The sequence below is a fragment of the Dermacoccus abyssi genome, from assembly GCF_003515945.1.
Classification (GTDB): domain Bacteria; phylum Actinomycetota; class Actinomycetes; order Actinomycetales; family Dermatophilaceae; genus Dermacoccus; species Dermacoccus abyssi.
The window spans coordinates 1-21,173 of record NZ_QWLM01000018.1; the positions used below are offsets into that span (position 1 = coordinate 1).

At 68.1% G+C, this 21,173-nt stretch carries 20 protein-coding genes and 1 pseudogene; 10 read left to right on the top strand and 11 right to left on the bottom strand.

Annotation, left to right across the window (positions count from 1 at the left end; translation table 11 throughout):
* Positions 1-157: 157 nt before the first annotated feature.
* Positions 158-712, bottom strand: coding sequence for an orotate phosphoribosyltransferase (gene pyrE, locus D1832_RS12785; RefSeq protein WP_118914548.1), 555 nt, complete (start codon positions 710-712; stop codon positions 158-160).
* 20 nt (positions 713-732) lie between these two features.
* Positions 733-1,512 (bottom strand): SDR family NAD(P)-dependent oxidoreductase, encoded by a 780-nt coding sequence (locus D1832_RS12790; protein WP_047310468.1) that lies wholly within the window; start codon positions 1,510-1,512, stop codon positions 733-735.
* 193 nt (positions 1,513-1,705) lie between these two features.
* Between D1832_RS12790 and D1832_RS12795 the strand changes: the two genes are divergently transcribed.
* The 3 genes from D1832_RS12795 (at position 1,706) to D1832_RS12805 (ending at position 4,548) form a co-directional block, all read left to right on the top strand.
* The gene (locus tag D1832_RS12795; RefSeq protein ID WP_147362706.1) at positions 1,706-2,164 is read left to right on the top strand and encodes a hypothetical protein; all 459 of its coding nucleotides are present in this window, start codon (positions 1,706-1,708) and stop codon (positions 2,162-2,164) included.
* Positions 2,165-2,211: 47 nt separating this feature from the next.
* On the top strand, positions 2,212-3,000 hold the full coding sequence (locus D1832_RS12800) for an exodeoxyribonuclease III (RefSeq protein WP_118914552.1): 789 nt from the start codon (positions 2,212-2,214) through the stop codon (positions 2,998-3,000).
* Positions 3,001-3,075: 75 nt separating this feature from the next.
* Complete coding sequence (locus D1832_RS12805; protein ID WP_118914554.1) at positions 3,076-4,548, top strand: flavin-containing monooxygenase; 1,473 nt, start codon at positions 3,076-3,078, stop codon at positions 4,546-4,548.
* Here D1832_RS12805 and D1832_RS12810 read toward each other — a convergent pair.
* The 5 genes from D1832_RS12810 to D1832_RS12830 all read right to left on the bottom strand — a co-directional run bounded on the left by D1832_RS12810 (position 4,541) and on the right by D1832_RS12830 (position 9,390).
* Entirely contained in the window at positions 4,541-4,987 is a 447-nt protein-coding gene (locus D1832_RS12810) for a hypothetical protein (RefSeq protein WP_118914556.1), read from the bottom strand. The two genes, D1832_RS12805 and D1832_RS12810, sit on opposite strands and share 8 nt — an antisense overlap.
* Before the next feature lie 109 nt (positions 4,988-5,096).
* A complete protein-coding gene (locus D1832_RS12815; protein WP_118914558.1) occupies positions 5,097-6,356 on the bottom strand; it encodes a glucose-1-phosphate adenylyltransferase family protein in 1,260 nt (419 codons plus the stop codon).
* A gap of 72 nt (positions 6,357-6,428) precedes the next feature.
* Positions 6,429-6,932, bottom strand: a complete 504-nt coding sequence (locus D1832_RS12820) for a tRNA (cytidine(34)-2'-O)-methyltransferase (RefSeq protein WP_118914559.1) — start codon at positions 6,930-6,932, stop codon at positions 6,429-6,431.
* A gap of 67 nt (positions 6,933-6,999) precedes the next feature.
* Positions 7,000-8,637, bottom strand: coding sequence for an AMP-binding protein (locus D1832_RS12825; RefSeq protein ID WP_118914561.1), 1,638 nt, complete (start codon positions 8,635-8,637; stop codon positions 7,000-7,002).
* 126 nt (positions 8,638-8,763) lie between these two features.
* Positions 8,764-9,390 (bottom strand): SACE_7040 family transcriptional regulator, encoded by a 627-nt coding sequence (locus D1832_RS12830; protein ID WP_118914563.1) that lies wholly within the window; start codon positions 9,388-9,390, stop codon positions 8,764-8,766.
* Positions 9,391-9,554: 164 nt separating this feature from the next.
* Between D1832_RS12830 and D1832_RS12835 the strand changes: the two genes are divergently transcribed.
* A complete protein-coding gene (locus D1832_RS12835; protein ID WP_118914565.1) occupies positions 9,555-10,304 on the top strand; it encodes a hypothetical protein in 750 nt (249 codons plus the stop codon).
* Positions 10,305-10,394: 90 nt separating this feature from the next.
* On the opposite strand, the pseudogene D1832_RS12840 reads toward D1832_RS12835, so the two are convergent.
* Both D1832_RS12840 and D1832_RS12845 read right to left on the bottom strand, forming a co-directional pair.
* A pseudogene (locus tag D1832_RS12840) lies at positions 10,395-10,679 on the bottom strand (GNAT family N-acetyltransferase); the annotation flags it as partial.
* 42 nt (positions 10,680-10,721) lie between these two features.
* On the bottom strand, positions 10,722-10,937 hold the full coding sequence (locus D1832_RS12845; RefSeq protein ID WP_118914569.1) for a hypothetical protein: 216 nt from the start codon (positions 10,935-10,937) through the stop codon (positions 10,722-10,724).
* A gap of 227 nt (positions 10,938-11,164) precedes the next feature.
* Here D1832_RS12845 and D1832_RS12850 point away from each other — a divergent pair, with 227 nt between their 5' ends.
* The 6 genes from D1832_RS12850 to D1832_RS12875 all read left to right on the top strand — a co-directional run bounded on the left by D1832_RS12850 (position 11,165) and on the right by D1832_RS12875 (position 18,305).
* On the top strand, positions 11,165-11,443 hold the full coding sequence (locus tag D1832_RS12850) for a hypothetical protein (protein ID WP_118914571.1): 279 nt from the start codon (positions 11,165-11,167) through the stop codon (positions 11,441-11,443).
* A 216-nt stretch (positions 11,444-11,659) separates the two neighbouring features.
* The gene (locus tag D1832_RS12855; protein WP_118914573.1) at positions 11,660-13,237 is read left to right on the top strand and encodes a carboxyl transferase domain-containing protein; all 1,578 of its coding nucleotides are present in this window, start codon (positions 11,660-11,662) and stop codon (positions 13,235-13,237) included.
* A gap of 6 nt (positions 13,238-13,243) precedes the next feature.
* The gene (locus tag D1832_RS12860; RefSeq protein ID WP_118914574.1) at positions 13,244-15,418 is read left to right on the top strand and encodes an ATP-binding protein; all 2,175 of its coding nucleotides are present in this window, start codon (positions 13,244-13,246) and stop codon (positions 15,416-15,418) included.
* A 71-nt stretch (positions 15,419-15,489) separates the two neighbouring features.
* Positions 15,490-16,668 carry an acyl-CoA dehydrogenase family protein gene (locus tag D1832_RS12865; RefSeq protein WP_118914576.1) on the top strand — a complete coding sequence of 393 codons (1,179 nt, stop codon included), beginning with the start codon at positions 15,490-15,492 and terminating at the stop codon, positions 16,666-16,668.
* A 200-nt stretch (positions 16,669-16,868) separates the two neighbouring features.
* Complete coding sequence (locus D1832_RS12870) at positions 16,869-17,378, top strand: MaoC family dehydratase (protein ID WP_118914578.1); 510 nt, start codon at positions 16,869-16,871, stop codon at positions 17,376-17,378.
* 105 nt (positions 17,379-17,483) lie between these two features.
* Complete coding sequence (locus D1832_RS12875) at positions 17,484-18,305, top strand: HpcH/HpaI aldolase/citrate lyase family protein (protein ID WP_118914580.1); 822 nt, start codon at positions 17,484-17,486, stop codon at positions 18,303-18,305.
* Positions 18,306-18,618: 313 nt separating this feature from the next.
* Here the strand turns inward: D1832_RS12875 and D1832_RS12880 are convergent, their stop codons facing one another.
* Complete coding sequence (locus D1832_RS12880; RefSeq protein WP_118914581.1) at positions 18,619-20,349, bottom strand: MFS transporter; 1,731 nt, start codon at positions 20,347-20,349, stop codon at positions 18,619-18,621.
* On the bottom strand, positions 20,346-21,056 hold the full coding sequence (locus tag D1832_RS12885; RefSeq protein WP_118914583.1) for an LppX_LprAFG lipoprotein: 711 nt from the start codon (positions 21,054-21,056) through the stop codon (positions 20,346-20,348). The genes D1832_RS12880 and D1832_RS12885 overlap by 4 nt, the downstream gene beginning before the upstream one ends.
* Positions 21,057-21,173: the final 117 nt, after the last annotated feature.

Consider the following 21,173-nt stretch of genomic DNA (forward strand, 5'->3'; position numbering starts at 1 on the left):
CTGCCGAGCTCAACGGGCGCCCACGCAAAACGCTCAACTGGGACAACCCAGCCGAGCGCCTGCGTGATCTACTTCAAACCACGTGATCAATCAGGTGTTACGAGGACCACGAGAATCCGCCCTCGTGGGAGGGGGCTTTCGTCCCAGAAGGGCAGCCTTACGCGAGGCCGAGATCCTCCATCGAGAACGCGCTGACGTAGGTGAGGCCCTCGGCCTCGATCTTCTCCTTGGAGCCCGTGGCGCGGTCGGCGATCGTCGCGACACCGACCACCTCGGCGCCCTCCTCACGGCACGCCGCGACGGCTTCGAGCGGCGACGCGCCGGTCGTCGTCGTGTCCTCGACGACGAGCACGCGGCGGCCCTTGATCGAGGGGCCCTCGATGCGCTGCTGCAGACCGTGCGCCTTGCCCGCCTTGCGGACGACGAACGCGTCGACACGCTCACCTGCGGCGGCCGCGGCGTGGAGCATCGACGTGGCGACCGGGTCGGCGCCGAGCGTCAGGCCACCGACGGCGACGTAGTCGAAGTCGGACGTCAGGTCGCGCATGACGCGACCGACGAGAGGCGCGGCCTCACCGGAGAGTGAGATACGGCGCAGGTCGACGTAGTAGTCGGCCTCCTTGCCGGAGCTCAGCGTCACCTTTCCGTGGACGATGGCCTGGTCCTTGATGAGCTGCAGCAGCGCGGCGCGATCGGCGTCGATGTTCGTCATGGCAGCGATTCTAGGAAACGTCAGTCGCGCGGGCGGTGGCGGTTGCTCAGACGCGGACTGCGCACGAGCGGGCGCGGCACGACGCGCAGCAGGCCGGTAATGGCCTTGTACTGGCGGCCGGGTACGGAAACGACCTTGCCTGCGTCGACGTCGGCGAGGCCGTCGCGCACGAGCCGATCGACGTCGAGCCACAGCCGCTTGGCCAGCGGGCTGGTCTTGTCGACGGGGATCTCGCCGCGCTCGTGGAACTCCGTGTGTGTGAAGCCGGGGCACAGCGCGGTGACGGTGACACCCGTGCCGTGCAGCTGCGCCGCGATGGACTCGCTGAACACGGTGACGTACGACTTGGCGGCCGAGTACGTGCCGCTCGCCATGAAGCTCGCGACCGACGACACGTTGATGACGGTGCCGCGCCGGCGCTCGACCATCGCGCCCGCCGCGGCATGGGTGAGCACGACGACGGCCTTGACCATGACGTCGACCGACTCGATCTCCTTCTCGACAGGAGTGTCGAGGAACGAGGTCTTCACGCCGAAGCCGGCGTTGTTGACGAGGACGTCGACGGGTTCGTCACGTCGACCCACGCGCTCGGCGACGCGGCGCAGGTCGTCCGCGACGGCGAGGTCGGCTGCGAGCACCTCGACCTTCACGCCGTGGCGGGCCTCGATCTCGGCCTTGATCTCCTCGAGCCGCTCGGCCCGTCGGGCCACGACGACGAGGTCGTGCCCACGTGCGGCGAGTTGTTCGCAGAATTCCCGGCCGATCCCGGCGCTGGCTCCCGTGACGAGTGCTGTTGTCATGGCTTCACTCTGACATGCGAGAGGCGAGCGCAACGGGTCAATTCGGGTCATCCGGAACCCTAGACTTCGCCCATGACGCAGATCACATGAAAGGTCATTGAGCGGCATGCCCGCCGCTACCCACCTTGGATCGATGCCCTTGGGCGGCGGGGAGGAAGCCGAGGGAACCACCCGGAGGGAAGATGCCAACCAAATGACGGACCTTGACGACCTCGGGGACTACCAGCCGCACAAGTCTCCGACGGGAGCACTGCTCACCATTGGCGTCACGGACATCTCCCTGTCCACCTTCGTCGTCGAGGCGGCAAGGGTGACGGACTGCCTTGCGGCCATCCGCCGATCTCCCCATCAGGTGCGTTGCGCAGGAGTCGGTGACATGTATCTGACCCCGAACGCAGCTCGCTCGTGGCAACTCACCGTTTGGGCCGACATTCCCTTGTGCCCCTTCACCCCACAGGACGCCTGGGCAACACTGATTGCTTGGCGACACCCCGATCGAGGTGGGGAGCACGTGTACGGCCCGTGGATCCACAACCGCCCAGTGCGCATCCGGGATCCCCGAAAGGGAGCGTTCGCCGCGCATCCCCTCACCTATTTCCAGGAGAGCCTCCCCGTCACGGTCGATGGGGCGGATGGGACGGAGTACATGTAGGACACCTGCTTTTCGGGGGTGTCGGCGGCGCGTTCTAGGGTTGGGGCATGCGAATCGCCACGTGGAACGTCAACTCCATCCGCACCCGCGTCGACCGCGTCGTCGCCTTCCTCGAGCGTCACGACGTCGACGTGCTCGCCATGCAGGAGACGAAGTGCAAGGACGAGCAGTTCCCCATGGCGCGCTTCGAAGAGGCCGGCTACGAGGTGGCCCACCACGGCCTCAACCAGTGGAACGGCGTCGCCATCGCCTCCCGCGTCGGGCTCGAGGACATCTCGATCGGCTTCGAGGACATGCCGGGTTTCGGTGACCCGATCGCGGCCGAGGCCCGCGCCATCGGCGCGACCTGCGGCGGCGTGCGCGCCTGGTCGCTCTACGTGCCCAACGGCCGCGAGATCGACCACCCGCACTACTCCTACAAACTCGAGTGGCTCGAACGGCTCCGTCTCGACGGTGCGAAGTGGCTCGCCGAGGATCCGTTGGCCCAGATCGCGCTCATGGGCGACTGGAACATCGCCCCCACCGACGAGGACGTGTGGGACATGGGCTTCTTCGAAGGCAAGACCCACGTCACACCGCCCGAGCGGGACGCGTTCCAGGCCATGATCGACGCAGGTTTCAGCGACGTCGTGCGCCCCTTCACCCCCGGCCCGGGCACCTACACGTACTGGGACTACACGCAGCTCCGCTTCCCGAAGAAGCAGGGCATGCGCATCGACTTCGCCCTGTGCTCCCCCGCGCTCGCCGAACGCGTCGAGGGCGCGCAGATCGACCGTGACGAGCGCAAGGGCAAGGGCGCGAGCGACCACGCGCCTGTCATCGTCGATCTCGACTGACGCCGCACACATCGGGCGGCCACCGGGCAGTGTCGGTACCGTCCCCGGCGCGCACAGACCGTTAGGTTGGAATGCGTGAGTGCAGTGGCCGAAGTGGACGTCGTCGTCGTCGGAAGCGGGTTCTCCGGCATCGGCATGGCCGTTGCCCTGAAGGCCGCTGGACGCAGCTTCGTCATCCTCGAGAAGGGTGACGAGATCGGCGGCACGTGGCGCGAGAACCGCTACCCCGGCGTCGCTTGCGACGTGCCCAGCCATCTGTACTCGTTCAGCTTCGACCTCAACCCGTACTGGTCACACACGTACTCGAGCGGCGACGTCATCCAGGACTACCTGCTTTCGGTCGTCGAGAAGCACGGCCTGCGTGAGCACGTGCGGTTCGACTCGTGGATGCAGGCCGCGGCCTACGACGACGCCTCCGGCACGTGGCAGGTCACCTCGATGGGAAGCGACGGCTCCGTCTCCGTCGTCACGGCCCGAGCCCTCGTGCTCGGCGTCGGAGCACTGCACATGCCGCACATCCCGCTCATCGACGGTCTGCACACCTTCGGCGGCGAACTCATCCACACCGCGTCATGGCCGCAGGAGACGTCGATGTTCGGCCGCCGCGTCGGCATCATCGGCACCGGCGCGTCTGCCGTGCAGTGCATCCCGCCGCTCGCCGAGGACGCCGAGCACCTCACCGTCTTCCAGCGCAGCGCGCCGTGGATCATGCCGCAGAACAACGACGAGTACTCCGACGCGACGATCGACCGTTTCCGCCGCCACCCCGCCCTCATGCGCGTTCACCGTGAGGCGTTACGCCGAAAGAACGATCTGCGTGCCGTCGCGTTCGACAGCCAACCCAAGCTGCTCGAGATCGCCTCGCGCGAAGCGTCACGACACCTCAAGAACCAGGTGAAGGACCCGGACCTGCGCCGCAAACTCACCCCCGATTACACAATGGGGTGCAAGCGCGTGGTCCTCTCCGACACCTACTACCCCGCTCTCGTGCGCGAGGACGTCAGCGTCGTCACCGAGCCGATCGTCGCCGTCATGCCCGACGGCGTCGTCACCGAGGAGGGCACCGTCCACGAGCTCGACGCGCTCGTGCTCGCCACCGGCTTCGACCCCAAGGGTTCCTACGCGCACCTGCAGATCGCCGGACGTGACGGTCGTTCGTTCGCCGAGGAGTGGCAGAGCGGCGTCGAGTCCTACCTCGGCGTGACGATGGCGGGCTTCCCCAACCTCTTCATGCTGCTCGGACCGAACACCGGCCTCGGTCACACGAGCGTTCTGCTCATGGTCGAAGCGCAGATCGCCCACGTCATGCGGTTGCTCGACGAGCGCGACCGCCGCGGAGCGTCATCGGTCGAGGTGCGCCCCGAACTCGTGCCCGCCTTCACGCGCGAGATGCGCGATCGCAGCGAACGATCCGTGTGGCGCCAAGGCGGCTGCACGTCCTGGTACCTCGATGACGACGGAGAGAACCGCACCCTGTGGCCCGGGGGCGTCGGCGAGTACGAACAGCGCCTCACACGGCCCGACGCGATCGACTTCCTCTTCACCTGACCTGGCTTCCGTCGCTGGGCGGCTGCCACGGGTCGTTCGGTGCCGGTGGAACGGAGCCAGGGCGCGGGAGGTACCCCGGCGGCGGCTGCATCGGTGTCGGCGGCACGAAACCGCGGATCGGCGGCATGTCCGGAAACGGCTCACGCGCTGCCTCGAACTGCTCGGGCATCAGTTGCGAGCGACGAGACACCCAGGCGACGAAGTAGACGAGCGGGCCCAGCACCGGCAGTGCCCAGACGAGCGTGCGCCAGCGGCGCCACCCGTCGAACGTGTCGACGAGAAGCCTCGGCCGTTTGCGCAGGCTCGTCATCGCAGCATGTGACGTGATGAGCCAGAGCGTCAGGCCGCCGAACAGCACGACGGGGGCGAGGAAGAGCACACCGAACACAATGAAGTCGGCGCCGCCCTCCTGGATCTGGGTGTCGTCGAGGAACGTCATGGTCCGACGCTAGAGCGACGCGGCTCGTCGCTGCCGAGAGCAGCCTTCGGGCCTGTGGACAACGCTGCGCAGGCGTCGTTGTCCACAGGTGAGCGGCAATGTCAGCGCCTCAGGCGACGGTGCTTCCCGGGTCGATCTGGCTCCCTGCCACGACATCGGATCGCACCACACTGTCGTGCCCCACTACGGCGATCGCGTCGTCGTGGGCTCGCTTACCGGCGCTCGACGTTCCCACGCGAACGCCCGCGCGGACGGCGACGTTCGCGTCGAGGATGGACGTGCTCACCACGGCATCACGCTCGATGACGCACGCGTCGAAGATGACGCTGTCCTCGACCACGGCGCCTTCGCGCACGACGACGCCGGGGCCGAGCGTCGAGCCCCGCACCGTCCCGGCGATGTCGCATCCGGGCGAGATGACGCTCTCCGCGACCACGGCCCCCGCACGGACCCGCGCGGCGCCCCTGTTCGTCGCGAGCGTCCGCATCGGCCAGTCGACGTCGTCGAAGACACGCACGACGCCGCGCACGAGGTCACGGTGTGCCGCGAGGTACAGCTCCGGACGCCCCATGTCCTTCCAGTACCCCTCGAGCGGGTAGGTGCGCACCGGGCCGTCCGCGATGATCTGCGGCAGCAGGTGCTCCGCGAAGTCACCGAGGCCGGTCTCGTCGACGACGTCCTCACCCTTCCCGTCGTCAGGGCGGGTGGCCTTCTCGGCCTTGTCGAGGCCCGAGAGGAGTGCGTCCTTCTCGTACACGAAGATCTCCGCCGAGATGGTCGTGCTCTCCGGGTTCTCGGGCTTCTCCGCGACGCGCGTCACCTTGCCGGTGGCGTCCGTGATGACGACGGCCTTGTCGGAGGCCTGCGAGCGCGACACCTGCGTGGTGACGATGGTGCAGGCGGCCCCGGTCTCGAGGTGAGCCGCGATGACGTCGCGCAGGTCGAGGGCGAAGATCTGGTCGGCGCTCAGGACAACGACGACGTCGGCGTCCTCGCGCTCGATCTCCCGGCGGATGCGGTAGAGGTCGTCCGCGTTACCCGCTGCGAAGCCACCGGTGCGCACGGCGTCGACCTCGTCGGGCACGACGCGCCGGAAGCCGCCGACGTTGCGGTCGAGATCCCACGGCCGCCCGTGCTGGAGGTGCTCGTCGAGTGAACCGGCCTGGTACTGCACTGAAACCCACACCGAGCCGATGCCCGAGTTGGCGACGTTCGACAGGGTGATGTCGATGAGTTGGTGAGTACCTCCGAAAGGCAGAGCCGGCTTCGCGCGGTCGGCAGTGAGCGCTCCCATGCGGGAGCCCTTTCCGCCGGCTTGGACGATGGCGAGCACCTTGGGTGCGCGGGGCAGGGGCATCGAGTCGGCCATTCGCCAATCCTGCCAGGCGCCACCGGCGTTCACAACCACTCGCAGGGGTGGGCGACGCGAGTCGTGACAGCCTCAGTCGAGGGGCTGCGCCGCAATCGCCTCGATGCTCGTGGCCGCCCCGCCCGCTCCCTCGAAGCCGAGGTGACGCCACGCCTCGTAGGCGACGACGGCGACGGCATTTGCGAGGTTGAGGCTTCGGTTACCCGGCGCCATCGGCAGGTGCACACGCTCGCCCGTAGCGAAGGTAGCGAGCACTTCGTCAGGCAAACCGGTTGCCTCACAGCCGAAGACGAGAACGTCGTCGCTGCGGTAGTCGACCTCGTCATACCGACGAGCGCCACGGGAGGTCAGCGCCAACCACCGGCCCGGGCACGCCTCGCGGGCTGAATCGAGGTCGGCATGAACGTGCACCTCCGTCAGCTCGTGGTAGTCGAGCCCGCCGCGGCGCAGGAGACGGTGGTCCATCGAGAAGCCCAGCGGCTCGACGAGATGCAGGCTCGCCCCGACGTTCGCCGCAAGCCGGATGACGTTGCCCGTGTTGGGCGCGATCTGCGGGTGAACGAGGACGATCTGCACGCGGCGAACCTAGCGGATGCCGGCGCGCGAGCGAACCCAAAGGCTGCTCGCGCGCTGGCGACCGGCGTCACTTCATGTACTCCGAGGCCTGCTCGCGCAGCTCGATCTTGCGGATCTTGCCCGTCACCGTCATGGGGAACTCGTCCATGACACGCACGTAGCGCGGCACCTTGTAGTGGGCGAGCTTGCCGCTGCTGTACTCGCGTAGCGACTCCGCTGTGAGCTCCTCGGCGCCGTCCCGCAGGCGCACGCACGCCATGAGTTCCTCGCCGAAGCGCTCGTCGGGCACGCCGATGACCTGCGCGTCGACGATGTCCGGGTGGTTGTAGAGGAACTCCTCGATCTCACGCGGGTAGATGTTCTCGCCACCGCGGATCACCATGTCCTTGATGCGCCCGGTGATGGCGACGTAGCCGTCCTCGTCCATGACGCCGAGGTCGCCGGTGTGCATCCAGCCGTCGACGATCGCCTCGGCCGTCTTGTCGTCCTGCTCCCAGTAGCCGAGCATCACCGAGTAGCCCTTGGTGCACAGCTCGCCGGGCTCGCCGCGGCCGACGACCTCGTTGGTCACGGGGTCGACGATGCTCACCTCGAGGTGCGGACCGACGCGGCCGACCGTCTGCGTGCGCTGCGCGACGGTGTCGTTCTTACGCGTCTGCAGCGACACCGGCGAGGTCTCCGTCATGCCGTAACAGATGGAGACCTCCTCCATGTGCATCTTCTCCATCACCTGGCGCATCGTGTGCTCCGGGCACGGCGAGCCGGCCATGATGCCGGTGCGCAGGCTCGTGAGGTCGAACTCGTCGAAGTTGTCGAGGGCCAGTTCGGCGATGAACATCGTCGGGACGCCGTAGAGGCTCGTGCAGCGCTCGGCCTCGACGGTTCGCAGGGAGATGACCGGGTCGAAACCGGGCGCGGGGATGATCATGGCGGCGCCGTGCGTCGTGCACGCGAGGTTGCCCATGACCATGCCGAAGCAGTGGTAGAAGGGCACCGGGATGCAGACGCGGTCGTCGGCTGTGTAGCTGCACAGCTCGCCGACGAAGAAGCCGTTGTTGAGGATGTTGCGGTGGCTCAGCGTCGCGCCCTTGGGGAAGCCCGTCGTGCCGCTCGTGTACTGGATGTTGATGGCCTCGCCGTTGTCGAGACCGGCCTGTATCTCGCGGACGGCGGCGACGCCGCGCTCCCCCGCGTCGCGCCCGGCGGCGAAGAGGTCGTCCCAGGTCTGCTTACCGATGAAAACGATGCGCGCCAACTGCTCGGACTCGTCCTTGACCTGCTCGATCATGCGCGCGTAGTTGCTCGTCTTGAACTTCGGCATCGAGATGAGGGTGGAGATGCCCGCCTGCTCGAGCACGTACTTGAGTTCGTGGCTGCGGTAGGCCGGGTTGATGTTGACGAGGACGGCGCCGATCTTCGCGGTGGCGTACTGCGTCAAGGTCCATTCGGGACAGTTGGGCGCCCAGATACCGACGCGATCGCCCTTCTCGACGCCGGCTTCGAGCAGGCCCGCAGCGAGCGTCTCGACGTCGGCGAGGAACTCGCCGTAGGTCCAGCGACGGCCACTCTCGATGTCGACGAGCGCCTCGTGATCGGCGTAGGTCTCGACGGTGGCGTCGAGGTTGTCGCCGATCGTCTGCTCGATCAACGGGGTGTCCGTCTCACCGCGCGTGTGGCTGAGTGCGGCGTCCAGCGTTTCGGTCATCGTCAGCTCCCTTTCGGCGCGGCGTCCGGGCACGCGCACGGTGACGGGGGTCACAGGTCGGTCCGGCCAGTGAACCACATCACAAGGGTTCAGTTAATGGTTGTTAACCGAAATTCTTCGGCCGTCTCAGCGCGACGGCGTGAGCGCGGCGAGCGCCATCTGACGCAGGACGGCGCGGGTGCGCTCCCCCTGAGACTCGGCGAGGGGGGCCGTGCGGCCACTGGAATGCGGTGTCGAGTTGAGGGCGCCGAACCCGGCATGCGCCTTGATGCGTGCGCTCTCGACGGAGAGTTCGGGGTCGAGAGCGCACAGAACGCGCACCCAGATCTCGACATAGCGGCGCTGCAACTGACGCACCGTGTGGCGGGCGTCGGCGTCGAGGCTCGCGAGATCGCGCCCCTGCACCCGGATGAGTGCCGGCTTCGTCAAGGAGAAGTCGATGTGGAAGTCGACGAGCGATTCGAGCGCGGCCTGCGGCGTTGGTGCCGCCTCGACGACCGCAGAGCCGTGGGTGAGGAGGTACTCACTGATGCCGACAAGGAGCTCCTCGAGAACGGCTTCCTTGTTGGCGAAGTGTCGGTAGACCGCCGGGCCACTGATGCCGACGGCCTTGCCGAGGTCTTCGAGCCGGACGCCGGCGAGACCACGGTCGGCGATGAGTTCGGCCGCGGCGTCGAGGATCTGCTGACGACGCTCGGCCTTGCTGCGTTCGCGGGCGGTGCGCGTGTCCGCCGCCGCGTCGGTCGCCGTCATAGCCGTCTCGCTCTCGGTCGCTGGAGATTTCAGTTAAGCACAGTTAACCGAAACGACATGTGAACCGTGGACACGCCAGCGCGCGCCCAGGGGACCGAACGCCGTTGCGGGGGCGCGAAGAGGTTGTCTCACGAAGCACGCGAGCGCACGGAAGGCGGCGGACCATGGCCCTGACACATCGATCGTCCTCGGCGACGAGCAAGAGAACAGCGGAGGCCCGCACGGTCGAACTCGTGGCAACGACCCTGGCCCTGACGAGTTGCACCGCAGCGAGCAGCGACGGGCAGCCGCGAGCCCTCAAGGTTGACACTCCCACCGACGGATCGACGAGGCTGTCAGCACACGCATCGTCCGGCCCGGGCGCCGCAGGTCCGCTTTTGGACCTGAGCAAGGTGCGCAAGGGGGATGTGTTCACCGTGGACCAACTCGATCGGCTCGACGCGGCGGCCGCCCAGCGGGCCGGGACCGTCACGACGACGAAGATGTATCGCGACGACGCTCTCTCGCAGGACACCACGCTCGTGACATACGTCGACTGCTCACACACGAAGGCGTTCATCCAACGTGACGGCGAACTCCTCGTCGTAGAACGAGAGGGCAAGCCCTTGCGCGACCCCGATCACGTGGTCGCCTTCGCCACAGTCTCCGACGCCTGCTCACCCCCGCCGGGCAAGCGGTCAACGGAGGAGTTCGTCGTCACGGCCACCGACGACGGCAGCGTCACCCTGACGAGGCGGCAAGCGACCGACCACCCTGAGCGCATACGACTGGTTCGCCGTTACGCGCGCACAGAGGCTCGCCTCACCGAGATGCACGAGGAGAAGACTGTCGGCGACGAGAGACGGACACTGGGTCGATGGACGTTCGCGTACGGCGAGAAATTGCCAGTCCCCAGGCGCCCTCCGGGTGGGTGACCGCGTCGCAATCACGATGATCGAGGAATATTGACCGAAGCTGGTCTGCCCGTCACGGGCACCCTCGGCCCAACCCGCCCTCCGCGGTCCTCACCCGAGACGAGCGAAAGGCTCCGCGTAGGTGTACGTGCCGCTCGGAACGTCGGGTTCGACGCCGAGCGCGCACGCCTGGAAGTACGCACCCCACGCCGGGTCGGCGACGATGCCGAAACGCGACGCGGGAGCGAAACCGAAGCGGCTGTAATACGCGGGATCACCGAGCAGGACGACGACCCGCTCGCAGCGCTCGGCCGCCCGCCTCAAGAGCTCACGCATGAGCGACGAGCCTACGCCGCGCCCCTGGAAGGTCGGCGCGACGGCGATCGGGCCAACGCCGAGGACGGGCGCGCCGTCGAGGTCTCCCCACGTCGCGACGGCTTAGCCCACCGTCGCGCCTTCGTCGCTCGCAACGAGTGCGAACTCGGACTCGTACGCGTCGGTGTCTCGCAGCCAACCGACGAGCGTGGCCTCCCCCGGCACGCCGTCCGCCCCAACAGGCGGGGCGCTGTGCTCGGCGGCCGCGAACGCCTCGGCGGCGAGTTGCCGCACGGCGGGAGCGTCTGCCGCAGTCTCTTCGCGAATGTCGATGTCCACGCGGGCATCACACCATGTTCTACCGATGCTGCTGGACGGGGTCGGAGCGACAGCTCCACGAGCGGCGACCTTCCTCGCACCGCGTCGCCGCGCGGCTCCGAGCCGCGACAACGCGCACGTGGCGACACAAAACCGTGACCACTCGTACCGTTCCGCCCCGATCGCGACGGCGTTACGCTCCCCTCAAGAGCCGGTCGTGGTACCGGACACGAGGAAAGGCACACACCATGGTGTTCTGGTCGATCGTCATCGCCGCCATCGTGATCACACTCGCGCTCGCATGGAACAAGGACCGCAAGCGCCGCACGATTCGCTCCAGCCCAGACGGCTTCGGCAACGACGCCGAACAGCGCTTCCTCGAAGAGGATCACCCCGTCACCGTCCACTTCGGACCAGGTGGCGGCACGGGGCCGGCGAGCACCCGCCAAGGCGAGGGAAGCAGCATCAGTTACTACGGCACGCATAGTTCTGGCGGCAGCAGCGGCGGCTTCGGCATCACACCCTGAAGCCCACCCCCGGACGGCCCCTAACCCTCACGGTTCGGGGCCGTTTCGCATGCCCGTCGAGTCGACACTCGCGCGGAGTCCCACATTTCAGTTAATTGTGATTAACTGAGTTCGCGAGTGACCCACGTCACGACGTGCTCAACGGCGCGCACGGATGCGACGTGACGTCACTCGCCCCGACCGCCTTCCGACCCACCGACACCGGGGAGCGAACGCATGGCCCTCGATCAAGCCGCGAACCGAGCAGAGCACCAGCGCCTGCTCGAGGAGCTCGACGGCAAACTCCGCACCGCAGCACGCGGTGGCAGCGACCAGGCCCGCGAGCGTCACGTCAGCCGCGGCAAGCTGCTGCCGCGCGACCGCGTCGAAACGCTCCTCGACCCGGGCAGCCCCTTCCTCGAGATCGGCGCGCTCGCCGCCGACGGCATGTACGACGACGAGTGCCCCGGCGCTGGCGTCATCGGTGGCATCGGGCGCGTCGAGGGACGCGAGTGCGTCATCGTCGCCAACGACGCCACCGTCAAGGGCGGCACCTACTACCCGATGACGGTGAAGAAGCACCTGCGCGCACAGGAGATCGCCCGCGACAACCACCTGCCGTGCATCTACCTCGTCGACTCCGGCGGCGCGTTCCTGCCCAAGCAGGACGAGGTGTTCCCCGACCGCGAGCACTTCGGCCGCATCTTCTACAACCAGGCGACCCTGTCGGCAAAGGGCATTCCGCAGATCGCCTCGGTCATGGGCTCGTGCACCGCAGGCGGTGCCTACGTTCCGGCGATGAGCGACGAGACCGTCATCGTGCGCAATCAGGGCACGATCTTCCTCGGCGGTCCACCGCTGGTGAAGGCTGCCACGGGTGAAGTGGTCACGGCCGAGGATCTCGGCGGTGGCGACCTGCACTCCAAGACCTCCGGCGTCACCGACCACCTCGCCGACGACGACCACGACGCGCTGCGTCGCGTGCGCAGCATCGTGCGCACCCTGGGCCCGAAGGCCGAGGTTCCGTGGCGCATGGTGGAGCCGCGCCCCGCGAAGCACGACCAGGAGCGCCTCTACGACGTCGTGCCGGTCGACCTGCGCACGCCCTACGACGTGCACGACGTCATCGACACCATCGTCGACGACGGCGAGTTCCACGAGTTCAAGGCCGAGTACGGCAAGACGCTCGTCACGGGCTTCGCTCACATCCACGGCCACCCCGTCGCGATCATCGCGAACAACGGTGTTCTCTTCGGCGAGAGCGCCCAGAAGGGCGCGCACTTCATCGAACTCGCCGACAAGCGGAAGACGCCGCTGCTGTTCCTGCAGAACATCACCGGCTTCATGGTCGGGCGCGAGTACGAGGCCGGCGGCATCGCGAAACACGGCGCGAAGATGGTCACCGCCGTCGCGTGCGCCCGCGTGCCCAAGCTCACCGTCGTCATCGGCGGCTCGTACGGCGCGGGCAACTACTCGATGTGCGGTCGCGCGTACTCGCCGCGTTTCCTCTTCATGTGGCCGAACGCCCGCATCTCCGTCATGGGCGGCGAGCAGGCGGCGTCGGTGCTCGCGACGGTTCGCGGCGACCAGCTCGAAGCGGCCGGCACGCCGTGGAGCGACGAGGACGCCGACGCCTTCAAGGAGCCCATCCGTCAGCAGTACGAAGACCAGGGCAACCCCTACTACTCCACCGCGCGCCTGTGGGACGACGGCGTCATCGACCCGGCCGACACGCGCGACATCGTCGGCCTGGCCCTCGGCGCGTGCGCCCAGGCCCCGCTCGACGATGTTTCCTACGGCGTTTTCCGGATGTGATCTGAGATGAACGAGAGCACGACGACCACGGCCCAGGCGCCCGAGCAGCGCGCCATCACGAGCGTCCTCATCGCCAACCGCGGCGAGATCGCGGTGCGCGTCATCCGCACGCTGCGACACATGGGCATCCGCTCGATCGCGGTTTACTCCGACGCCGACGCAGGTGCACTGCACGTGCGTGAGGCCGACGACGCCGTCCGCCTCGCCTCCCCCGAACTGCTCGAGGGAGCCTCCGACGAGCGCTACCCCGACGGCCGGCCCAAGAACCCGTACCTCGACATCGACCGCGTCATCGCCGCGTGCCGCCTCACGGGCGCCGACGGCGTCCACCCCGGTTACGGCTTCCTCTCCGAGAACACGGCCTTTGCGGCCGCGTGCGAGGAGAACGGCATCGCCTTCCTCGGCCCGAGCGCGCACGCGATCGAGACGATGGGCGACAAGATCACCGCGAAGAACGCCGTCATGGCGTTCGACGTGCCGGTCGTGCCGGGCATCGCGCGCCCCGGTCTCACCGACGACGAACTCGTCGCCGCAGCGTCCGACGTCGGCTTCCCTGTGCTCATCAAGCCGAGCGCCGGCGGTGGCGGTAAGGGCATGCACGTCGTCGAGCGCGCCGAGAACATGGCCGACGCCGTGGCCCGCGCCCGACGCGAGGCCGCCACGAGCTTCGGCGACGACACGCTCTTCCTCGAACGCTTCGTCCTGCGCCCGCGACACATCGAGGTGCAGGTCATCGCGGACAAGCACGGCAACGTCATCCACCTCGGTGAGCGCGAGTGCTCGCTCCAGCGCCGGCACCAGAAGGTCATCGAGGAGGCGCCCTCGGCCCTGCTCGACGCCGAAACGCGTGCTCGGATCGGCGAAGCAGCCTGCAACACAGCGCGATCCGTCGCCTACGTCGGTGCGGGAACGGTGGAGTTCATCGTCTCGGCCGACGCACCGGACGAGTTCTTCTTCATGGAGATGAACACCCGCCTTCAGGTCGAACACCCCGTCACGGAGCTCGTCACGGGCCTCGACCTCGTCGAGCTCATGGTGCGTGTGGCCGCCGGCGAGGAACTGCCGTTCACCCAGGACGAGGTCACGCTCACCGGCCACGCGGTCGAGGCTCGCGTGTACGCCGAGGACCCGGCTCGCGGCTTCCTGCCCACCGGTGGCACGGTCGTCGGGCTCGAGGAACCGCAGGCCGCGAACCTGCGCATCGACTCCGGCATCGCCCGTGGCACCGTCGTCGGCTCCGACTACGACCCCATGCTGAGCAAGGTCATCGGCTTCGGCGAGGACCGCGCCGCTGCCCTGGCCGCGCTCGACGAGGGCCTGGCGAAGACCCACGTGCTCGGCGTGACGACGAACATCGACTTCGTCCGCTTCCTCCTCGCCGACGACGACGTTCAAGCCGGACGCCTCGACACCGGCCTGCTCGACGCCCGCGTCGGCGACTACGTGGCAGCCCCGGCCCCCGACGACGTGCTCGTCGCCGCTGCGGCGACGCTGCTCGCGCCTTCTTCCGACGCCGAAACCACCCCGACGGGCGCTCAGGCCGTGTGGCAGGGCATCGACGGCTGGCGCGTCCGCGGACGCCGCAGCGCACGGACGGTGCGCTTCGAGGTGGCCGACGCCGAGACCGAATCGGGCACGAGCGTCACCGAAGTCGCCCTCGCCTCGACGAAGGACGGCGGCGAGGACGTCACGCTGCGCCGTGGCCTTCCGCCCCAGCAGGCGAGCCAGCCGCAGGCCGACGCCGCGAGCAGTGACGCCACGCGCGCCACGATCACGCGCCGTGACGGCTCGGGCCGTCTCGTCGTGACGACGGTGGGGCTGCACCGCACGTTCACCACCGAGGTCGTCACCGACAAGCAGGGTGTGCGCACCGTGTGGGTCGGCTCGCCCGCGGGCACGTTCGCGGTCAAGGAGGCCAAGCACGTCAGCCTCCACGGTGACGCGGCGGCCGCGGCCGGCGGCGACATCAAGAGCCCGATGCCGGGCGCCGTCATCGCGGTGCAGGTGGAGAACGGCGACGAGGTGAGCGCGGGCCAGACGATCGTCATCGTCGAGGCCATGAAGATGGAGCACTCGCTCACCGCGCCCATCGACGGCACCGTCGAGATCCTCGCCCCCGCCGGCACCCAGGTGGCCGTCGACGAGGTGCTCGCCCGCATCACCCCACCCGTCGCCACCTGACCGATCACCCGCGGCGCGTCACGCGCGCCGATACCAGCACACCGACTTCCTCCCGAACGAAGGAGAAACCCATGAACACGTCGTTCCTCGCGGCCGACAATCTGACCGACGAGTACGCCGACCTGCAGAAGATGGTGCGCGACTTCAGCCAGAAGGTCGTCGCACCCGTCTCCGCCGAGCACGACAAGAACCACACGTTCCCGTACGAGGTCGTCAAGGGCATGGCCGAGATGGGCCTGTTCGGGCTGCCGTTCCCCGAGGAGTACGGCGGCATGGACGGCGACTACTTCGCCCTGTGCCTCGCCCTCGAGGAGCTCGCGAAGGTCGACCAGAGCGTCGCCATCACGCTCGAGGCCGGCGTCGGCCTGGGCGCCATGCCGATCTTCCGTTTCGGCAACGAGGAGCAGAAGACCGAGTGGCTGCCGCAGCTCGCCTCGGGTGAGGCCCTCGGTGGCTTCGGTCTGACGGAGGCCGGTGCCGGTTCCGATGCGTCGGGCACGAAGACGACGGCCCGCGAGGACGGCGACGAGTGGGTCATCAACGGCTCGAAGCAGTTCATCACCAACTCCGGCACGGACATCACGAAGCTCGTCACGGTCACCGCCGTCACGGGTGAGTCGCAGACGAGCGACGGCCGCACGAAGAAGGAGATCTCGACGATCATCGTCCCGACCTCCACGCCGGGCTTCACCGCAGAACCGGCCTACGACAAGGTGGGCTGGAACGCCTCCGACACGCACCCTCTCAGCTTCGACGACGTGCGCGTGCCCAAGGCCAACCTTCTCGGTGAGCGCGGCCGTGGCTACGCCAACTTCCTGCGCATCCTCGACGAGGGCCGCATCGCCATCGCGGCGCTTGCCGTCGGTGCTGCGCAGGGCTGCGTCGACGAGTCGGTGAAGTACGCGAAGGAGCGTCAGGCGTTCGGGCAGAACATCGGCGCCCATCAGGCCATCCAGTTCAAGATCGCCCGCATGGAGGCCCGCGCCCACGCCGCGCGTTCGGCCTACTACAACGCGGCAGCGCTCATGCTGGCCGGCAAGCCGTTCAAGAAGGCCGCGTCCGTCGCGAAGATGGTGGCCTCCGAGGCCGCCATGGACAACGCCCGCGACGCCACGCAGGTGCACGGCGGCTACGGCTTCATGAACGAGTACACGGTCTCGCGCCACTACCGCGACTCGAAGATCCTCGAGATCGGCGAGGGCACCACCGAGGTGCAGCTCATGCTCATCGCCCGGGAACTGGGACTCTGAATCACTCGTGAGGATCGGAGCGCAGCGCAGCGAGCACCGGACCGGAACGAGTGACCGAAGAGTCCCAAGAAAAACGATGACTCTGAATCACTCGTGAGGATCGGAGCGCAGCGCAGCGAGCACCGGACCGGAACGAGTGACCAAAGAGTCCCCATGAAAATGTTCCTGAACACGCCACACGCACGAGTGAGGACACTCCCATGACCCCCATCCCCGAGACGCTGGACGACGTCACGCGGGGCAAGACCGTCGAGCAGCGCGGCCTGTGGTTCGAGGAGTACGAGGTGGGTACGACGTACCTGCACCGCCCCGGACGCACGGCGACCGAAGCCGACAACACTCTGTTCACGACGCTGACGATGAACACGCAGGCACTGCACCTCGACGCCGCCTACGGCGCCGAGACGGAGTTCGGCGAGCGCCTCGTCAACTCGATGTGGACACTCTCGACCCTCGTCGGCCTCAGCGTCGCGCAGCTGACGATGGGCACCATCGTCGCGAATCTCGGCTTCAGCGAGATCTCGTTCCCGGCGCCGATGAAGGCCGGTGACACGCTCTACGCGGAGACGACCGTCGAGGACAAGCGCGAGTCGAAATCGCGCCCAGGCCAGGGCATCGTCACGCTGCGTCACACCGGGCGCAACCAGCACGGCGACGTCGTCGCAGTGGCGGTGCGTCAGACGCTCGTGAAGTGCGCACCGGCTTCCTGAACCAGCCGACCTCATGATCTGCACCTGGTGACGGATGGGGTACGTGGTGACGTCTGACCGTCACCACGTACCCCAACCGTCACCGTCTTCGACCCGGAGGAACCGATGGACACTGCAACCTCGTGGACGATGCCCGGCCCCGGCTGGCTCTTCTGCCCCGCCGACCGCCCTGAGCGTTACGCGAAGGCCGCGGCAGCCGCGGACGTCGTCATCCTCGACCTCGAGGACGCGGTGAGCCCGGACGCCAAGGCGGGCGCGCGTCAGTCGATCGTCGACGACCCGCAGGACGTCGAGCGCACGGTCGTGCGCGTCAACGCGGCCACCACGGACGAGTTCGCCGACGACCTCGCCGCGCTCGAGAAGACGCCTTACCGGCGCGTCATGCTCGCGAAGACGGAGACGCGCGCCGACGTCGACAAGCTCGACGGGCACGAGGTCATCGCCCTCGTCGAGTCGCCGCTCGGCGCGGTGAACGCCTCCCAGATCGCAGCGGCCGAGAACGTCGTCGGCTTCATGTGGGGTTCGGAAGACCTCACCGCAGGGCTCGGCGGGCGCCGTAGCCGCCTCGCCGAGGGCAGCTATCACCCGATCGTGACGCAGGTGCGCGGCAGCGTCCTGCTCGCCGCCAAGGCCCACGGCTGCTTCGCCCTCGACTCGGTCTTCATGGACATCGGCGATCTCGACGCCCTCGCCGCGGAGACCGACGACGCGGTGAACATCGGCTTCGACGCGAAGGTCGCGATCCATCCCAAGCAGGTCGCCGTCATCCGCGACGCCTACGCGCCCACCGACGAGCAGGTCGCCTGGGCCGAGGGCCTCCTCGCAGCCGCCGAGGGCGAGCGCGGCGTCTTCACGTACGAGGGTCAGATGGTCGACGGGCCGGTGTTCAAGCAGGCCCAGCAGATCCTGCGGCGCGCGGAGAACTGACGCCGCCCAATCACTCACATCGGAAGCCCCGACGTCGCCCCACCGGTGACGCCGGGGCTTCGTCGCATCCTGCGTCCACATCGACGAACAAGATGTTGGGAATAGAGAACCCATGGTTATGGTTGCGCCGGAACCCCGATCTCGACCAGGAGGCAATCCATGACCACGGTCAACGCCAAGCTCGGCGCTCCCGTTCTACATCGTCTCGCGGCTCATGCAGCGCGAGCGCTGAGTTCCGAGCGAACGTGAAGGAGGCAGGCACCTGGCTGGGGTGCCTGCCTCCTTCACGTTGTCGGACCTGAGCCGACATCGATCAGCTCTCCAGCGGATCCGCCACGTCGCGAGCGGCGATGACCGAGCGGCCGAGGAAGAACAGTGCGATCGCGGCAGCCACGAGTGCCGCGACGCCGGCGCCGATGAAGACGGTGTGCACCTGGACGACGCCGGCGTCGCGCACCGTCTGGGCGTTGGGCCGGTCGACCTTCTGCATCTCCGTCGAGAAGCGGTGGAGACCGACGGCCGTGAGCAGCGCGAGTCCGACGACCATGCCCATCATGCGGCCGACGACGACGAGCGCGGACGTCACGCCGTGTGCGCTCTCCGGGGCGTCGGCGAGCGCCGCGTCGTTGACGGGGGCGACGGCGAGACCGATGCCGAAGCCCGCGACGAGGAGCACGAGCGTCGAGATGACGAGATCGGAGAGGGCTCCGCTGCGCCACCCCGACATGACGAGGATGGCCCCGCCCGCGAGCACGAGCCCGGGAGCCGCGACGAACGCCGGGCCGATGCGGCGCAGCAGGAGACCGCCGACGAGCGCACCGATCGGCACGGCGACGAGGAAGCGCAGCAGGACGAAGGCTGCCGTCGTCTGCGAGTTCGTCATCGTGAGGCGCGCGAGTACCGGGATCTCGACGACGACCGCCACGAGGGCCGTCCCGACGAGGAACGACACGAGCAGCGCCGCAGGCACACGTCCGGCGAGCACGCCGCGCTCGATGAGCGGCTGCTTCGCCGTCAGGTGCCGCACGACGTAGCCGACGAGCAACACCCCGGCGACCGGCAGCAGCCAGACACCCGAGTCGCTCATGACCTGCTTCGAGGAGTCGGCGGTGGCGAACGTCCACACGACACACGCCAGCGCGCCGGTGAGCAGGGCCGCACCGAACACGTCGACCGCCCGAAGGCGCGGCCACCACACCGGAGCCGTGAGCACGACGAAGCCGGCGAGCAGGCCGAGACCCCAGAACCCGATCGGCGTGATGAGGCGGGACGTGTAGCCCTCGTACGGCACGAACGGCGGGCCGTACGTGACGTTGGACGTCAGCCTCTCCGGTGCCCACAGCGCCAACACGACGACGGCCGTGCCGAGAGCCCCGGCGACCCAACCGACGCGTGCGACCCACCTCGAGCGAGCGCCGAGATGCAGCGGTTCACCGGTCGGCGCGCCGCGGCCGAGCACGGCGATGACGACGGCCAGGACGACCGCCGCGCCGGCGTTGAGCCAGAAGATGGCCCGCCAGGACCAGAACGCGAGGACGGCTGCTCCGAGCAGCGGGCCGATGACGGCACCGATCTCCTGCACGGCCGAGACCATACCGAGGGCGACGCCGCGGCGTCCGCGCGGCAGGAGATCGGCCACCAGGGCGAGCGTGGCGGGCACGAGGCCGCCACCGCCAATGCCCTGAATGACACGGCCTCCGACGATGACTGGGAGGTCCACGGCGAGCGCCGTCACGACGCTGCCGAGGCCGAAGAGCACGAGGCACCACAGGAGCACGCGCTGGCGTGACACGAGGTCGGACAGCCGCCCGATGAGGGGAAGCACCGCGATGTAGCCGAGCAGGAAGCCCGAGACGATCGGCGCGGCACGCTGCAGCTGGTCGATACCGAGCCCGACGCCCGACATCATCTCCTCGAGCGCGAGGACGACGACGTAGGTGTCGGCAGCCGTCAACAGGACGGCGAGCGCTGCCGTGGCGAGCAGCGCCTTCGATCGAGGCGTCGGCTCGCTCACGGCGGGCGTCACGGTGGCATCCGTGCTCATGCGGGCTTGGAGATCGTCGCCTTCTGCCCGAACTTCGACATCTCGAGGTTGTACGTGGCGTCGGACGAGTCGAAGAACGAACCGTTGATCGACATCGAACGCATCTCGTTCTTGTCGTTGAGACCGACCTCGACCGTGTAGTCCTTACGCGTGCGCCCGAAACCCATGGCCTTCGTGGCGGTGGGTCCGTCGACCGTGCCCTTGAACAGGGTCACCTTCTCGCCGCCGACGAGCTTCTCGCCCGTCTTCTTCATGTCCTTGCTCAGCACCGGCAGTGCCGGGAGGCCCTTCGAGGCGTTGAACAGCGACGACGGCAGCGGCACACCCATGTCGTCGAGGTTGACGGCGATGTACGTCGACGAGAAGCCGGGCTTGACCCAGCTCTCCTTCTCGATGCTGATGACCTCGGCCTTGACGTCGCTGCCGCCGGTGTTCGCGGTGACCGTGCCCTTGAACGACTGCGGCGAGTTGACGACGTCACCCTCACCGGACTTCAGGGACGACTCCTGGTCCGGCGTCCCCCAGGAGGTGAGCTTGACGTGGTAACCCGCCGTCTTCGCCATGACGTCCTGCGCGGCCTTGAGGCGCGTGCTGGCGTCGCTGTCGTCCGACGTGTCGGACTTCTTCGTCGACGAGCACCCGGCGAGGGCCAGCGTGGCGAAAGCTCCGGCGAGCGCGATGCGGCGGGAGGGCAACTGTGCGGTCATGCGGTCAACCTATCCATCGGGGGCGCGCGAGCGCCCCATTTGTGCGCATTGGCGTTTCCCGATTGAGACGCTCGCCGGAGCCTTCCCGGTTCCGACCACCTGACGGCGGAAGCGTGT